Annotated in this window: 16 protein-coding genes; 12 read left to right on the top strand and 4 right to left on the bottom strand. The window is 45.1% G+C overall.

All coding sequences use genetic code 11. The features are described 5' to 3' along the window. Positions 1-13 precede the first annotated feature (13 nt). The 3 genes from MAMMFC1_RS01705 to MAMMFC1_RS01695 form a co-directional block, all read right to left on the bottom strand. Positions 14-1,315, bottom strand: coding sequence for a nitrogenase component 1 (locus tag MAMMFC1_RS01705; RefSeq protein WP_126305920.1), 1,302 nt, complete (start codon positions 1,313-1,315; stop codon positions 14-16). Then, on the bottom strand, positions 1,316-2,788 hold the full coding sequence (locus MAMMFC1_RS01700) for a nitrogenase component 1 (protein WP_126305918.1): 1,473 nt from the start codon (positions 2,786-2,788) through the stop codon (positions 1,316-1,318). A 249-nt stretch (positions 2,789-3,037) separates the two neighbouring features. Then, positions 3,038-3,535 (bottom strand): DUF6803 family protein, encoded by a 498-nt coding sequence (locus tag MAMMFC1_RS01695; RefSeq protein WP_126305916.1) that lies wholly within the window; start codon positions 3,533-3,535, stop codon positions 3,038-3,040. Positions 3,536-4,006: 471 nt separating this feature from the next. On the opposite strand from MAMMFC1_RS01695, the gene metK reads away from it, so the two are divergent. The 4 genes from metK to MAMMFC1_RS01680 are packed head-to-tail and all read left to right on the top strand — an operon-like array spanning position 4,007 to position 6,425. Then, complete coding sequence (gene metK, locus MAMMFC1_RS01690; protein ID WP_126305914.1) at positions 4,007-5,212, top strand: methionine adenosyltransferase; 1,206 nt, start codon at positions 4,007-4,009, stop codon at positions 5,210-5,212. Positions 5,213-5,247: 35 nt separating this feature from the next. Further along, positions 5,248-5,583, top strand: a complete 336-nt coding sequence (locus MAMMFC1_RS01685) for a uroporphyrinogen decarboxylase family protein (RefSeq protein ID WP_126305911.1) — start codon at positions 5,248-5,250, stop codon at positions 5,581-5,583. 21 nt (positions 5,584-5,604) lie between these two features. Beyond that, a complete protein-coding gene (locus MAMMFC1_RS22185) occupies positions 5,605-5,793 on the top strand; it encodes a hypothetical protein (RefSeq protein ID WP_145987595.1) in 189 nt (62 codons plus the stop codon). 59 nt (positions 5,794-5,852) lie between these two features. Then, positions 5,853-6,425 carry a nitroreductase family protein gene (locus tag MAMMFC1_RS01680; RefSeq protein ID WP_232035610.1) on the top strand — a complete coding sequence of 191 codons (573 nt, stop codon included), beginning with the start codon at positions 5,853-5,855 and terminating at the stop codon, positions 6,423-6,425. Positions 6,426-6,446: 21 nt separating this feature from the next. Here MAMMFC1_RS01680 and MAMMFC1_RS01675 read toward each other — a convergent pair whose 3' ends face one another. Beyond that, entirely contained in the window at positions 6,447-7,706 is a 1,260-nt protein-coding gene (locus MAMMFC1_RS01675; RefSeq protein WP_126305909.1) for an MFS transporter, read from the bottom strand. Positions 7,707-7,998: 292 nt separating this feature from the next. Between MAMMFC1_RS01675 and MAMMFC1_RS01670 the strand changes: the two genes are divergently transcribed. The 8 genes from MAMMFC1_RS01670 (at position 7,999) to MAMMFC1_RS01635 (ending at position 15,681) form a co-directional block, all read left to right on the top strand. Continuing rightward, positions 7,999-9,156, top strand: coding sequence for an aldo/keto reductase (locus tag MAMMFC1_RS01670; RefSeq protein WP_126305907.1), 1,158 nt, complete (start codon positions 7,999-8,001; stop codon positions 9,154-9,156). Between the two features lie 54 nt (positions 9,157-9,210). Beyond that, the gene (locus tag MAMMFC1_RS01665; RefSeq protein ID WP_158618601.1) at positions 9,211-9,990 is read left to right on the top strand and encodes a methyltransferase domain-containing protein; all 780 of its coding nucleotides are present in this window, start codon (positions 9,211-9,213) and stop codon (positions 9,988-9,990) included. A gap of 150 nt (positions 9,991-10,140) precedes the next feature. Continuing rightward, complete coding sequence (locus MAMMFC1_RS01660; RefSeq protein ID WP_126305903.1) at positions 10,141-10,674, top strand: HD domain-containing protein; 534 nt, start codon at positions 10,141-10,143, stop codon at positions 10,672-10,674. An 85-nt stretch (positions 10,675-10,759) separates the two neighbouring features. Beyond that, positions 10,760-12,010: a GNAT family N-acetyltransferase gene (locus MAMMFC1_RS01655; RefSeq protein WP_126305901.1), complete on the top strand. Its 1,251-nt coding sequence runs from the start codon at positions 10,760-10,762 to the stop codon at positions 12,008-12,010. Positions 12,011-12,142: 132 nt separating this feature from the next. Then, positions 12,143-13,216, top strand: coding sequence for a histidinol-phosphate transaminase (gene hisC, locus MAMMFC1_RS01650; RefSeq protein WP_126305899.1), 1,074 nt, complete (start codon positions 12,143-12,145; stop codon positions 13,214-13,216). A 56-nt stretch (positions 13,217-13,272) separates the two neighbouring features. Next, complete coding sequence (locus tag MAMMFC1_RS01645; protein ID WP_126305897.1) at positions 13,273-14,292, top strand: epoxyqueuosine reductase; 1,020 nt, start codon at positions 13,273-13,275, stop codon at positions 14,290-14,292. A 197-nt stretch (positions 14,293-14,489) separates the two neighbouring features. Then, positions 14,490-15,026: a pyruvate kinase alpha/beta domain-containing protein gene (locus tag MAMMFC1_RS01640; protein WP_126305895.1), complete on the top strand. Its 537-nt coding sequence runs from the start codon at positions 14,490-14,492 to the stop codon at positions 15,024-15,026. Positions 15,027-15,207: 181 nt separating this feature from the next. Then, on the top strand, positions 15,208-15,681 hold the full coding sequence (locus MAMMFC1_RS01635) for a GNAT family N-acetyltransferase (protein WP_126305893.1): 474 nt from the start codon (positions 15,208-15,210) through the stop codon (positions 15,679-15,681). Positions 15,682-15,685: the final 4 nt, after the last annotated feature.

Below are 15,685 nucleotides of genomic sequence, written 5' to 3'. Positions count from 1 at the left end.
TGCCATATAGTTGCTAATTGAACCTGGTCAAAACTACCGAATAAATATCTTCAAGCAGCTTAAGCCCGCCGCCATAACCCACATAGGAACTGTTAATAACCAGTCTTTCATTCACAGGCCAGGAAACGGCCAGGTAATGGGCCTGAGTTTTCTGCGCCACGGTCTTTTCCCATGAGCTGCCGATGATTAACGGATAGCCGGTGAAATACGTATCCTTGATTTCATTCTGTATTAGATAGCCATCCGAGAGAAAAGCCACCTCCGCCTCAATACCGTAATTCAATTTTTTAAATTCCTCCCGCACCTGCTCCTGATATTCCGTTGGCGTGTTATCCGTAATATACTGCTTGGAAGGGAATAAGCCCACATCATTGACCAGGAACTTGGTTATGGACAAAGCATATTGGGCATCGGAAACAACCACAAACCGTTTGGACATAACCCGGGTTTCCAGAAAGGCATCGGCAAAGCGTTCAATGAAATAATAATACTTTCTTTCATTCTCGGTAACAATGTCTTCCACCTTTTGCTTATCCACACCCGCAAATTCGCCCACTGCCTGTAAGAATTTGCTTGTCTCAAAGGAGCCGATGGGAAGAGTGGGAAGATGCAAATAAGGCGTGCCGAATTTCTCCTCTAAAAGCTTCACATTTTTCAGACCCACCCAGGGCGATACCAGCAGATTAAATTCCGCCGCCGGGATTTTATCAATATTTTTCATGCCCCGGTTATAACCGAAAATGGTATTCGGGGTTAAGCCGAGCTGGGCAACCAGGTTTTCCAGTTCGAATAAATTGCCATACCAAAAAGGGTCGTGCTGGGGAACACTGGCCCATATATTCACCAGCCCCTTGGTTTTTTGCGGCGCCGGCTTTAAATACTGCTCAATGATGGCCTGAACAACCCACTCATGTCCGGAAAAGTTATTTCCCTTAAATCCTGCCGTGGAGGCAAAAATTACCGGCTTTGCCGCCGCTTGGAAGGAACGGACCACCTCTTCCATATCATCGCCGATGATTTCGGAAGAACAACTGCTCAACACCACATAGAGGTCGGCATTGATTACTTTAAGAGCATTTTCAATGGTTTCCCTTAACCGTTCCGCGCCGCCGAACACCACGTCCTTTTCGTTGAGATTGGTGCAGGGAAAAATCCGGGGCGCAAAATGCCCGGAACCGCCGTAATTTCCTCCCTGCAGCTTATCGGCGCAGCCGGGACCTGAATGTAATATGGGCAAAGCTTTGGTGATGGCCTGGACTGTCTGCATGGCGGCCATGGCGCATTTATAGCGGGGTTGATCCAGTATCTTCGGCATCTATTTCCAATCCTCCTTATCCTGCTTCAGGAATGCGGCATTATCCTGTTTATACCACCAGTCGGAATAGGGCAGCGTAATGCGGGCGGCCAGATTTTTCTCAAAACTTCGGTTGCGGATGGTATCCAGGATTGTCTGGGCAAAATCCAAGGTGCCCCGATAGCCGAAAGACTTATATTCATCGGCGTGAAAAAAGGCCGGGATTCCCTGTTTAATGGCCCAGACCGTGGTGCCCGGGTGTCTGGCGATATAAATATCCGGTTTGTGGGTATGTAAGATATTTAGAATTTCAAAATTTTGCTGATCGCTGACACTTACTTTTAAATCCGGGTTATTTTTTAACAAATATTCCAGGTAAGGGGGGATTTCATTATTGTCATATTTCCTGTCAAAATGCCAGGAAGCCACCCATACCACTTCGATTCCCAGCTCTTGCAGGACCCGCGATACCTGAAAGGCAAAGCTTGCCCCCATTCCCAGGACGGCGCGAATGCCCCGGAGCTCTTTCTTTATTTCTTCAATCTTCGGCAGATAAAAGGCCCGTTCCCGTTCAATATAAGCCTCTACGGCCGCTTCCTGCTGAATTACCCGGCCAATTTCCCGCAGCCACGTTTCGAAGCCGACAATGCCTAACGGATTGATGGTCTTAATATAAGGGACACCGTACTCCTGCTCCAGCCCGTTGCCCAAATACGTCCCCAACGTGCCGCAAATGGACACGGTGGCCAGGGCTTCCGACAGATGGGAAAGCTCTTCAATGGTGGAATTGGCATAAAAGAAAAAGGGCTCAACACCAAAGTTAGCAAAGATATCGATGATTTCCCTGCGGGCGCTTTCATTAAAATTCTTAAAGTTAATCACATTTCTTTTCGTCTGCGGCGGCTTTACAATACTGGTAAGAACAGCATGATCGGCGGCGTCGAAGCCGGAGGCCCACACTCTTGATTTGAAGCCTTCGCAATGGACCGGCGCCAAAGGAATCGGCAGTTCGGCTTTCAGCTCGGCAATCACACTGTCCACATCCTCGCCGATGATCCCGGACACACAAGAGGTTCCCACGAAAATCGCCTTGGGTTTGTAGCGGTTATAGGTTTGAATAATGATTTCCCTCAGATCGGTGGTGGCGCCAAAAATCGTATCGGATTCATCCATATCCGTTCCCAGGAAAACAGTATCATAGGGCACGCCTCTTTTCGCCGCCAACTGAGTATGATTGACGATAACCGTGGAAGACATCGCCGTGCAGCCCGAGGGCGCGTGATTGATCACGGCCACATCGGTGATGCTGGCAAGCTGGCCCAGGGCGCAGCCGGCATCACAAGAACTTGACTGGCTGAAGCACCGCTCTTTTTCCTTGAGTGTTCCGCACTTGCTCTGGTTAACCAAGTCCTGAAGGTCGCCGGCATAGCCGGTAATGGATCCCAGCCTGGTTTCGCGGGTACCGGCCGAAGTAACAGTTAAGTTGATGGGCATAAAATCTCCTCCTCCGTCATTCAAAAATAAAAAAGGCTAATGAAACACCCCTCGAGTGTCTATTAACCTCGAGTGTTTCATTAGCCTTTAGTTCTTTAACTAATCAGCAATTTATATATTTCTTCTGCTTCTTCTATTATAATCGGCTATTTTGAAATGTGTCAAGAATTTTGCCTGAAAGGAGACCGGTTTAATACCCATGTCGCCGGCAACAGTATTTATAAAACACATTTATTAACGTATTAACTATTAACGTCCTTGGTGTTGCATATGCCCGGCAGGATGAGGGTTCCACCCCGTTATACCCGGATCGACCATGCCGAAAACCATTGCGATATGGGCAACGATAAGGAATACAATTATGAGTATGAAATGGATTTTCATCTTTTCGTCAACCGACTTACCTGCGCCAATAACGCCGATTTCCAATAACGCAATGCCGAATAAGGGGATTACGCCGCTGAGATAGGAACCGACTGCCAGTATGTCTGCTATGCCACGCCATTCAATATGGGGAACCACAGTGATGGTTAAATTAAGGAAAATCCCCAGAAAATAAAATCCCAAAACAGTTCCTAACCACTTATTCCAGGTTCGCCAACTGCCGGCATTGGATCCCCGCAAATAAACTGTAAAAAACTCTGTAGCGACGAGGGCCTCAGCTAACGCCACCGGGATAACCATATAAATAATCAGATTCCAAGGTTGGTTGGTCATTAACAATTCCATGTAATGGGTCATGCTCATATGAATCAACTCCTATTATTTAGTCGGTTTAGGGAGCATTATCCGGCAAAACCAGGCTTTCTCCACCTCCTCATCCCGTTGCAATAAGGTTATCTTTATTATAAAAAACAATTGTGAATAACTTATGAAGAACTTGTGAAGAAAATTTGAAATTTATAATTTTATAAGCCGCCTCTCCCAGATATATTTTCCGGAAATGTCGTCCAGGCGACTTGCAGTAATGTTATTAAATGCTATAATAAAATAATAAACTACTTTTTAGTAGAAGTTATATCAATTTTAAGTTCAATTTACAAAGTGCGCTGAGCAGGACCTGCTGCAGGCTGGTAATTCCGCAAGGAATGACTTGGCCTGCAGTATTTTTCATTATACGCGCGCGGATATGTGAATATTGAGAGGCCTCTTCCAGGAGTCAACTTGACGTAATTTAGGATTCGGAACATCTATTTAAAAATAAAGGGAGTGTTTTACATGGCGAAGCAACGTTACTTCTTTACATCAGAATCAGTCACAGAGGGGCATCCGGATAAGCTGGCAGATCAAATTTCCGACGGTGTGGTTGATGCCGTCTTAGCCCAAGATCCACTGGCGCGCGTCGCCTGCGAAACAAGTGTAAACACCGGACTGGTTCTGTTGACCGGTGAAGTTTCAACCCAGGCAAACGTTAACTTCAGCAAAGTGGCCAGGGATACGATTGCCAAGGTCGGTTACACCAAATCCGAATACGGCTTGGACGCTGAAACTGCTGCCGTATTGGTTTCCCTTGATCAACAGTCACCGGATATTGCCCAGGGTGTGAATCTGGCGCTGGAAAGCCGTTATGGCAGCAGTGACGAAAAGTGGGATGCCATTGGTGCCGGTGACCAGGGTATTGTTTTCGGCTATGCTTCCGATGAAACCCCGGAATTTCTGCCCACACCGATTGCACTGGCTCACCGTTTGGCCCGCCAGTTGGCGGCGGTGCGCAAAGACGGACGCGTACCCTATCTTCGGCCTGACGGCAAGACCCAGGTTACGGTCGAATACGAAGGGTTGGAGCCTGTCCGGATCGACACCGTGCTTATTTCAGCCCAACATGCGCCTGAGGTTGAACTGGAACAGATATATGCAGATGTGAAAAGCCTGGTAATCCAAGAAGCTATACCGGAGCAGCTTTTTGATGATAAGACCAAAATATTGGTTAATCCCACCGGGCGGTTTGTAATTGGCGGACCTCATGGCGATGCAGGTTTGACCGGCAGAAAGATCATTGTTGATACTTATGGCGGCTATTCCCGTCATGGCGGCGGCGCTTTCTCCGGCAAAGACCCGACTAAGGTTGACCGTTCCGGCGCGTATGCTGCCAGGCATGTGGCCAAAAATATTGTTGCCGCCGGATTGGCTAAGCGGGCTGAGATTCAAGTTGCTTACGCCATCGGTGTGGCCAGACCCGTCTCGGTTTTTATTGATACCTTTGGTACCGGAACACTTAGCAACGGGGAACTGATCGAACTGATTAAACAGAATTTTGACTTGCGTCCGGCGGCAATTATTGAACAACTGGATTTGCGCCGGCCGATTTATCAGCAGGTTGCCGCTTATGGTCATTTTGGCAGACTTGAACTGGATGTGCCGTGGGAACGAACCGATGTGGCGCTGCAATTAACTAAGGCCGCTTATAAAAAAGTAGGGGCATAATTGAGTATTGTTTTAAAAGAGAGGGCCATAAAAAAATGAGTTTTTGCGGATTGACCGAGCAGATGACCCCAAAAGAAAGGATAAAAGCCTTCAAAGAGGGAAAACCTTATGATCGCATACCATGCAGTTTGAATGTAGGCGCTCACGCGGCAAGGGTTATAGGAATAAAGGTCTCGGAATATCATCAATCAGCTGACAGGCTGGTTGAAGCCCAAGTCGCGGCCTATAAGAAGTACGGAACGGAATCTGTCGGGCTGCATCCGAATATTATCGCGGCCATAGGGGCTAAAGTTATCTATCCCGAACAGAGTACGCCTTATGTGGCGAAACAATGCTGTTGGGGACTCCGGCAGATGTGGCTGAAAATGTGAAAGAGTGCCTGGCAAAAACCTATGATAGTCCCAAAGGCCAGCTTTTACCTTATATGCAAACATACCGGTTGGGTTTTACCGGTATGTTTTGTTGTCCTCCACCAGGGGAAAATTGTTGAAGCCGGGATCCATAGTGAGCTTTTACGGCGGCAGGGTTACTATTGGCGGTTACATCAGTCAGGGATGCTGCTGCACGAGGAAGTCGGCTAGCCGGCTGATTTGTACATGAAGGAAAAGTCCACGGAAATGAGGAAGATAGGGGGAAAAACATGATGCTCAGTGATATTGTAAAGGCAAACCGCAGCTATAGGCGATTCTTTGAACAGGAAACGGTTACGAGAGACACTTTGCTTACGCTTGTGGATTATGCCAGACTGGTTCCGTCAGGCGGCAACAAGCAGGCGCTTAGATATTATATCGCCTGTGAACAAGTCCTTAACGGACAAATTTTTGCTGCTTTAGGCTGGGCAGGCTATTTAAAAGAGTGGGATGGTCCTGTTGCCGGCGAAAGGCCGGCAGCCTATATTGTTCTTGTTCAGGATAAAAGCTATAAGATGGTGACCGGTTTCGACGCGGGTATTGCCGCTCAGACCATCTTGCTTGGAGCAACGGAAATAGGGCTGGGCGGATGTATGATCGGCAATATTCAACATGCAAAATTGCAGGCGGTATTAAACCTGGCGGACAACTTTGAGATATTGCTGGTGATTGCGCTGGGCAAACCCAAAGAAACGGTTGTTATCGAAAAAATTGAGGCCGATGACGATATCCGGTATTGGCGTGATGAACACCAGGTTCATCACGTGCCGAAACGGCAATTAAAAGATATAATAATAGAATAATAGGTTAATTAACACTTATCTTCAAAATTTACGAATCTTAATCACCAGCCCGGCGGCAATTAAACAAAGTATTGCACCGGCGATAAAAGACCATTGATAACTGCCAAAAAAGATATGAAAAGCACCGCCGGAAAACGCGGCAACCGCTGCACCCAGTTGATGGATAGTCATCATCCAGCCAAATACAATTCCGCTCCGGTTTCCAAAAAGATCGGTGGTCAGACGTATCGTCGGCGGTATAGTCGCAGCCCAGTCTAATCCGTATAAGACAATGAAAATTGCCAGATTAAAGCCGGCTGACTCTAATTCAAACGGCAGCCAGGCGAGGGTTGTTCCCCGCAGAACGTAGAACCAGAATAACAACCAGCGATTATCGAATTTGTCGGAAAGCCAGCCTGCAGCCACTGCGCCCAGCAGATTAAAGATTCCGGATATCGATAACAGCCCTGCAGCGATAATTTCCGGCATTCCGTGATCCATACAGGCAGGGATGAAATGGGTCCCGATCAGTCCGTTGCTACTGGCGCCGCAGACCAAAAAACTGCCTGACAATAACCAGAAGTCCTTACGGGATAAAGCGGTTTTTAATCCTGTAAATACTAACGCAAACGTTTTATCCTTAGCTGCGGAATCAACTACACTTGCCGGCTCAGCGCCATATGGCAAAAGTCCAACATCACTCGGATTATTCCGCATAATCAAACCAACAATCGCCATGACAAGCAAAGCTGAAAAGGCAATGAAACAGGTTACGATTTGCCAGCTGTATATTTCGAGTAATCTTGAAAACAGTGGAAGAAATATAAGTTGTCCGGCCGATCCGGCGGCACTGAATACTCCTACAACTAACCCGCGGCGTTTAACAAACCACCGATTGGCGACAACTGTGCCCAGTACCGGCGACAAAAAACCGCTTCCGGTACCGATAACCATACCCCACAATACGGTCAACTGCCAAGCTGCGTGCATCCAAGGGGTCAGGCCGGCTCCGGCAGCTATTAAAAGCAAGGCCAAAGCCATGACGCGCCGAAGCCCATATATATCCATCAATGCGGCGGCAAAAGGGCCGCACAGGCCATACAGCAACAGATTTATCGCCAGAGCAAAACTGATTACAGCCCGGTTCCAGCCAAAATAATGTTCAAAGGGGACGATAAGCACGCCGGGCGTAGAACGGACGCCTGCCGCTATTATTAATACCAGTAGCGTTGTTAGCACTACAATCCAGCCATAGTGGACGGGACTATTAAATTTTATGAGCTGCGTATTGCCGAAATTCATAATGAAACTCCTATATCAAATATCAAACCGGTAATGCGGAACACTGAATTTCCGTAAAAATAAAACTAAAGACAAAACTACCCTTCGGTAATATTGCCTTTAGTTTAATACTAATCAGCAGTTATGGGGGGCGCCTATTCTCCCATTATATAGGATTTATATAATTCCGGACAATAGATTATGTAGTCAATATATCAGGTATTCTGAATACATAAAATAAAAAGAATCAACAGAGAAATTCAGACAGTGGATCAAGGTCCAATATTATACTTCGGCAAAGGAGGAGAACAGTGTGCTGTACAGACAAATTGGCAAGACCGGGCAGAAAGCCTCCATACTTGGTTTTGGCTGCATGCGTTTACCTGTAATCAACGGTAAGAACCACCTTATTGACGAAGAGAAAGCGACCGCTATGGTGGATTACGCGCTCCGTAATGGTGTTAATTATTTCGATACTGCCTATGTCTACCACTCGGAAATTCAATTTCATGCCGGCATGAGCGAAGTTTTTCTGGGAAAAGCCCTAAAACATGAACGGAAAAATATTTACTTGGCGACTAAGCTGCCCTCTTGGTTAATTAAGACCAGGGACGACATGGACCGTTATCTCGACCACCAACTGGAAAGGCTGCAAACCGATCATATTGATTTTTATCTGCTGCACGGCATGAATGCCGATAAGTGGAAGATTCTCAGTAATTTGGATGTCACGGGTTTTTTAGAAGCTGCCCTCGCGGATGGCAGGATAAAATATGCCGGGTTTTCCTTTCACGATCAATTCCCGCTGTTTAGGGAAATCGTGGATTCCTATGACTGGTCTTTCTGCCAGATACAATATAATTATATGGATGAAAACTATCAAGCCGGGCGCCAGGGATTGCAATATGCCGCGGCTAAGGATTTAGGGATAATCATTATGGAACCCTTACGCGGCGGAAGTTTAACCGCAAGACTGCCGGCAAATGTACAAAAAATTTGGGATGCGGCAGATATTGGAAGAACTCCTGCGGAATGGGCATTGCGGTTTCTCTGGGACAAGCCGGAAATTAATGTGGTGCTTAGCGGCATGACGGAAATGGAGCATGTCGTGGAGAATATCAGGATTGCCAGCGAAGGAATTGCCCAGTCATTGACTGATAAGGAACTGGCGCTGATTCAGGAAGTAAAAAGCATATACCAGGCCCGGACCAAGGTTGATTGCACCGGCTGCCATTACTGTATGCCATGTCCCCAGGGCGTGAACATTCCTATTTGTTTTCTGCAATTAAATAACGCGCTTATTTACAATGATCACAAGACTGCCAGGCTCCGTTACAATAACTTCCTGAAAGAACAGCAAAGAGCATCCAACTGTGTGAAATGCGGCCGGTGTGAAGAGGCATGTCCACAACACATTCCTATTAAGGATATGCTCAAGGAAGTTGTTTTGGAATTGGAGAATACAGGCTGACGCAGCGGAATAACGCGACTGTCATAAAATTTGCAACATGAGGGAGGAGTTTTCGTGGGGGATTGGAATCCGGACTCATACTTGAAGTTTGAGAAAGAACGCACGCAACCTGTTAAGGATTTAGCGGCGAGAATCGAAATAGAGGAACCTTCACGTATACTGGATATTGGCTGTGGTCCCGGAAATAGTACCAAAGAGCTTAAAATTAAGTGGCCCAAAGCTTATATTATCGGCTTAGATAATTCACCCAATATGATAGAAAAGGCAAAGGCCAATTTACCGGATATAGAATGGGTTCCAGCGGATGCAAGCACAGATTTAACGCATTTGGGGAAATTTGATATCGTTTTTTCGAATGCGGCAATTCAGTGGATTCCAAATCATGAAAGTTTACTTCGCAAACTGTTTTTCATGCTTAATGCAAAAGGAGTCTTAGCAATACAGATTCCCAATGTCAGCGAGATGGCAATCAATAAAGCGCTTAAAACGACAGTAAGTAATAAAAAGTGGGAAAAATACCTGGAATCAGCTAAACAGCAGATATTTTATTACTCGCCGCAATTTTATTATGATATTCTATGCAAATTAACGCCGGTGGTTTATTTATGGCGAACAAACTACTATCATGTCATGAGCAGCCACCGGAATATAATTGATTGGTATAAATCTACAGGAATGAGACCTTATCTTGATGAATTGCCAAACGATAATCTAAGAGCTGAATTCGCCAATGATGTGCTGAAGATTGTTGAAAAGGAATATGAAGTTCAGAAAGACGGGAACATATTATTTCCCTTTACGAGGATATTTTTTACAGCCTATAATTTAAAATGAAAAAGGAAGTCATATTTTAGGAATGCTGTCATGCTGTCTGCCGGAAGCACAAAGAACGTACAGTGAGAAGAGAAATGAAAAGGAGAGTTTTGCTAAACAGTTTCTTAAGTATAAAGGGAGAATTCCGATTACTTTTTGGAGGGCAGGCTGATGGTTAACTTGGATAAGCTTCTGGAGTTTGCATCTCCGTTTTACAGCAACAAGGATGAGATGCATAATCTTTCCCATATATACAGAATGATCAAAGCAGCTCAAAGTCTAATGAAATATTATAAAGGGCAGGTTAATGGAGATTTAATTATATACGGGAGTTATTTTCACGGACTTATTGACTGCCAGGAAGAGCCAATAAGAGAATATCTCGCAAGCCGAGGCATACCGCCAGAACAGGTCGATAAAATCGTTCAAGTTTCTTGGGAATCCAAAAAAGACCAGATCCCGAATTCTCTGGAAGGCAAGATCCTTCATGATGCCCATTTAATCGAAGGCGGGAAAACGTATTTGATAGTAAAATCGCTGATTACAGGCACTGTAAGGGGACAAAGTTTGGAACAGACCATTAAGTATATTGAAAAAAATATTTTGGGCAAGGCGTCTTGCTTTCTGCCGGAGGCACAAAGCATTTACAGCGAGAAGGAGGGTTTTGCCCGCCAGTTTCTTGATGATTTGCAAGCAGGGCTGTGAGGAGAGCTACGGTCAAATAATTAGCCAAGGATGAAATTTTCCGGCAAGTGAAGGAATATTTAAAGGAAAAAATAAGGAGGGCGCCATGCTAATTCGTAAACTCGATGAGACGGATTTTCCTGGTTATGTTCAATTGCAGGGAACCGCTTATCCCGGCTTCTATTCAATTGTGCCTTTCCCACATCAGGAGATGGAAGAACGATTCATACAGCTTCAGAAGGAGGATCCTATCCGAAAATTTTATGGTGTATTCCAAGACGGCGGTTTGGTCGGCGGCATGCAATTGTACGATTTTACCCTCCGGTTTCACGACACCAGAATCCCGTTGGGAGGCATAGGCTCAGTAGCTACGGATTTTCTCCATAAGAAAAAAAAAGTCGCCAAAGAAATTATCACTTTTTTTATAAATCATTACCGGAGCAAGGAGTATGTTTTGGCGGCACTGCACCCATTCCGGCCTGATTTCTATAAAAAAATGGGCTTTGGCTACGGCACCAAAACGAATTTATACCGGGTAAAACCGGAAAGTCTGCCCCACGGCCATACAAAGCAGAATCTAAGATTCTGCACCAAGCAGGACATCCCGTTACTGGTGTCTTGCCATAACCGTGTTTCTGCCAAGACACACGGCATGATTGAACAGGATTCCGTCATGATGGAGAGGTTTTTTCGTGATCCGGGGATTAGGGTGATAGGCTATGGACAAGATGGGCAGCTTCGGGGGTATGTTGCCTTCAAATTTGTACCGGAGCCGGGGAAATCCCCCATGATTTATGACATGGAAATCATCGAAATGATCTATGAAACCCCGGCAGCGACGCAGGAACTGTTTTCCTGTTTGCACAGTCAGTCCGACCAGGTACGTTCTATTTATTTACACACCCAGGATGAATCATTTCATTACTTGCTGGCTGATCCTCGCAATGGTACGGAAAATTTGCTGCCATGTATTGCTCATGAATGCAATAAGCAAGGATTGGGGATCATGTATCGGGTTATTAACATCAAAGGTATTTTTCAAGTGCTGCGAGAGCACGACTTTGGCCATCAGAGCTGTAAATTGAGAATTGATGTTGAAGACAACTTTTATCCTGCTAACTCGGGGGCTGTCATTCTCCACTGCAATTGCGGCAGGGCTACCGTTTCGGAAGAGAATGATTATGAGGTGGCCATGTCGCTGAACATCGGCGAATTCTCCTCACTTTTAATGGGCGCAGTCACTGTGAAACAACTTTGCCGGCATGGGTTGGCGGTGATTTCAGACCAATCCTATCTGGAAATAATTAATCAGATGTTTATGGTGGAAGAAAAGCCGGTTTGCACAGTTAGATTCTGATGCAAGGCTGCCGGGTCCACCTTATGGACAAAATTCTATGAAGATCTGACGTCTAATCATTGAAGTTCCATAAAATTCGGTAGGAAGAAAAGTTAAGTGGATCTGAAACATAGTTGAGGGGAGCTATCATTAATGAGTAAATACTGGAGTGGACTAGTTCGAAATATAGAGCCATATGTTCCAGGGGAACAACCCAAAGACAAAACCTATATAAAATTAAATACCAATGAGAATCCATACCCCCCATCGCCTAAGGTTCTGGAGGCTATGAAGCAGGCGGCAAATGAAAATATAAGATTGTATCCTACTCCTACCTGCGACGAACTGCGTTCATGTATTGCTCAATACTACGGACTGACTAATAAGGAACAAGTTTTTATGGGAAATGGTTCTGATGAGCTGCTGGCGTTTGTCTTTTTGGCGTTCTTCAACCCCGGTTCGCCTATTCTGTTTCCCGATATCACCTATAGCTTTTATCCTGTGTACGCCTCTTTGTTTCATATCGACTACAGGCCTGTTCCATTAGATGGAAATTTTTCCATTCCTATCAAAGAGTTTTTCAAGAAAAACGGCGGGATCATTTTTCCCAATCCCAATGCTCCTACCGGAAAATACATAACACTCGGATCCATTGAAGATATATTGAAGCAAAACACTAATCAAGTGGTTGTCGTTGACGAGGCTTACATTGATTTCGGCGGAGAGTCGGCAGTCAAACTGATCAACAACTACCCGAACCTCCTAGTCGTACAGACTCTTTCTAAATCCCGTTCGCTTGCCGGTTTACGGGTAGGGTTCGCCATGGGGCATGAAGATTTAATTGAAGGTATCAACCGAGTGAAGAATTCCATCAATTCCTATACTCTCGACCGCGTGGCGCTGGCCGGGGCGATGGCATCCTTTGCAGACGAGGAGTATTTTCAGAATACCCGGCGAAAGGTTATCGCTACAAGGGAAAAAACAATTTTTCGGCTGCTCGAAATAGGGTTTACTGTTATACCTTCGCAAGCGAATTTTATCTTTATCAGCCACCCGCTAACTTCCGCCGGCGATATCTATCAACAGTTAAGGGAGAAAGGTATTCTGGTAAGGTATTTTAACAAACCCAGGATCGACAACTTTTTAAGGGTGAGTATTGGTTCGGATGAGGAAATGGAGTATTTCTTGAAGGCGTTAGCGGAGATTATAGATGCTGTTTGTCCTTAACTTCAGGCCGATGCCGATGTACCAAGGCCGGTTCACTTACTGTCAGGAGGAGAAAGATGGATTCAAAACATTTAGAAACAAGAATTAAAAATAAGGCATATGAATTAGGGTATGACTTATGCGGGATAATTAAAGCCGATCCCATTGCTGAATATGTGACTGCTCTTGATGAGCGTATTGTACGTTATCCCGAATATCGGCACTTATATGACGATCTTTATGAGTTTGCTTACCCGCAAGACCGGGCTGCGTGGGCAAAATCTATAATTGTCTGCATCCGAAGATATGGTAAATACAAGATTCCGGAAAAAATGAGCAAATACATCGGTAAACTATATTTATTTGACAGCAGACTGGAATATTCACAGGAATACTCCAATACTAAAGCATTCGATTCCTTTTTGAAAGATGCTGGCCTGCTTATGCACAAAGACGGCGTTGCAGCGCGTTGGGCGGCAGTAAAAGCAGGCTTGGGTGTTTTTGGCAAAAACAATTTTATATACACCCAATTCGGGTCATGGGTACGGATAAATACATGGATAGTTGATAAGGAAATGGAATATGATGAACCGGCCAATAAAAGCAGTATCTGTCCGCCCAATTGCAGAAAATGCATAGATGCCTGTCCGACGCAGGCTTTGTGCGAACCGTTCATGATGAACAGAGGTATTTGCGTGGCAGAGCTCTCCTATTATCCAACTGGACTTACACCTGCGCATTTAAGGGTTAAAATGGGAACATGGCTGTATGGGTGTGATGTCTGTCAGAATGTTTGCCCTTTGAATAAGAACAGATGGGATGCTGGCAATACCTTTCCCAGGGTGGACGAATTGGCTGAATATATAACCCTGGAGAAAATCGCAGAGATGGATGAAGGAACGTTTTTCAGCATTGTGCAGCCGAGGTTCTCGTATATAAAAAAAGACGGCCTCTGGATTTGGAAATGCAACGCTTTACGGGCCATGGTGAACAGTAATGATGAAAATTATCATAAGTATATTATCAAGGCCTGCAATGACAGTAATGAAAATATTAGAAACATGGCTATTTGGGGCCGTGATAAATTAGGGTTGTAAATACACAAGATTGGAGACAGCCTTGGGAGACGGTATTATGAATGAGAATAAACTGCTGTATCAGGACCGCAAGCTAATCGACGGTTCAATCGAATAAGATACGGTCGGAAATACTCCTTGTGTAGCCTTCTTTTTTCTTGCGGGCGGAGGATCGAACCCTGACTTGAAAGAAATTTATAATATGGAGATGATGAGGTTTGTATTGGAAATCTGCAGGCGTTATTCATACTGAAAAAACAGTGGAATTAGCATTGCGAAAAGCTGAGGAATATGGCATCAAGTCAATTGTGGTGGCGTCCAACAGCGGCAAAACGGCTGAATTGTTTGCGGGAAAAGTTGAGAACGTGGTATGTGTTACTCATGCCAACGGTTTTAAAGAGCCGGGCGTACATGAACTGGCTCCTGAACAACGTGAGCTGCTGACTGGGAAAAATGTAAGAATATTGACAACCACTCATGTGTTATCAGGGGCAGAGCGGGGAATTAGCCGGAAATTCGGCGGGATTTATCCCGTTGAGATCATAGCGAATACGCTCAAAATCTTTGGCCAGGGGGTTAAGGTTACCGTGGAGATTGCCGTCATGGCCCTTGATGCAGGGTTAATTCCCTTTGGCGAAGACATCATTGCCATTGGCGGTACCGGTAAGGGCGCCGATACGGCCGTGGTGATACGCCCGGCGCATGCCGCCAATATATTGGACACTTACATTGCAGAAATAATTTGTAAACCGTAATCCCGCATGTGGAGGCAAGGCTGCCGTCGTCGACAATGGCTTGCGGCGGCAGCATTACGCTCAATCCAACAGTGACAATGTTGAAGCGGTAAAAACCTATTGCGACTAAGGAATAACTGATTTTTTATTTGCGCTAATAAACCGAGCGAGGCGGATTTACCAGGATAGGAGAAACGAGAAAATGAGTTCAGTTAAGTATAGAGAGACAACCATGGATGATTTGGATTTGTTGGTAAAATTAAGAATCGATTTTATCCTCGATATTAAACCATGTAATGATAGTCGTTTGATTGCAGAAGTAAGCCGCCTTACAAAAGATTATTTTTCCGGCCTTATTGCCAAAAATCAATATTTTGGCTTTATCGGTTTTATTGATGAAAAGACTGTTTGTGGGGCCGGATTGTTTGTTTACAGTTTACCGCCATTATATCAGCCAATAATCCGAACCCAAGGTCATGTATTAAATGTCTTTACTTATCCGGAATACAGGAGTAAAGGCTACGGCAAAGGACTAATGGACTTTATAATTGAAAAGGCCAAAGAAAAGCAAATAAGCAGGTTGTTTCTCAATGCAACAAAAATGGGAGAACCGCTATATGGAAAATGTGGGTTCGCCGAGCCGGAAGATAAGGCGATGATATTGCGCCTGATTTAATAGA

The organism is Methylomusa anaerophila, assembly GCF_003966895.1.
GTDB lineage: Bacteria > Bacillota > Negativicutes > Sporomusales > Sporomusaceae > Methylomusa > Methylomusa anaerophila.
The sequence above is the reverse complement of the archived record's forward strand: the minus strand, read 5'-3'. Positions and strand labels throughout refer to the sequence as shown.

Excerpts from the sequence above, each read along its gene's own strand:
- MAMMFC1_RS01645 (WP_126305897.1), top strand. The coding sequence starts at position 13,273 with ATGGATTCAAAACATTTAGAAACAAGAATTAAAAATAAGGCATATGAA.
- MAMMFC1_RS01660 (WP_126305903.1), top strand. The coding sequence starts at position 10,141 with ATGGTTAACTTGGATAAGCTTCTGGAGTTTGCATCTCCGTTTTACAGC.
- MAMMFC1_RS01705 (WP_126305920.1), bottom strand. The coding sequence starts at position 1,315 with ATGCCGAAGATACTGGATCAACCCCGCTATAAATGCGCCATGGCCGCC.
- MAMMFC1_RS01655 (WP_126305901.1), top strand. The coding sequence starts at position 10,760 with ATGCTAATTCGTAAACTCGATGAGACGGATTTTCCTGGTTATGTTCAA.
- MAMMFC1_RS01685 (WP_126305911.1), top strand. The coding sequence starts at position 5,248 with ATGAGTTTTTGCGGATTGACCGAGCAGATGACCCCAAAAGAAAGGATA.
- hisC (WP_126305899.1), top strand. The coding sequence starts at position 12,143 with ATGAGTAAATACTGGAGTGGACTAGTTCGAAATATAGAGCCATATGTT.
- MAMMFC1_RS22185 (WP_145987595.1), top strand. The coding sequence starts at position 5,605 with ATGATAGTCCCAAAGGCCAGCTTTTACCTTATATGCAAACATACCGGT.
- MAMMFC1_RS01680 (WP_232035610.1), top strand. The coding sequence starts at position 5,853 with ATGATGCTCAGTGATATTGTAAAGGCAAACCGCAGCTATAGGCGATTC.
- MAMMFC1_RS01635 (WP_126305893.1), top strand. The coding sequence starts at position 15,208 with ATGAGTTCAGTTAAGTATAGAGAGACAACCATGGATGATTTGGATTTG.
- MAMMFC1_RS01700 (WP_126305918.1), bottom strand. The coding sequence starts at position 2,788 with ATGCCCATCAACTTAACTGTTACTTCGGCCGGTACCCGCGAAACCAGG.
- metK (WP_126305914.1), top strand. The coding sequence starts at position 4,007 with ATGGCGAAGCAACGTTACTTCTTTACATCAGAATCAGTCACAGAGGGG.
- MAMMFC1_RS01695 (WP_126305916.1), bottom strand. The coding sequence starts at position 3,535 with ATGAGCATGACCCATTACATGGAATTGTTAATGACCAACCAACCTTGG.
- MAMMFC1_RS01675 (WP_126305909.1), bottom strand. The coding sequence starts at position 7,706 with ATGAATTTCGGCAATACGCAGCTCATAAAATTTAATAGTCCCGTCCAC.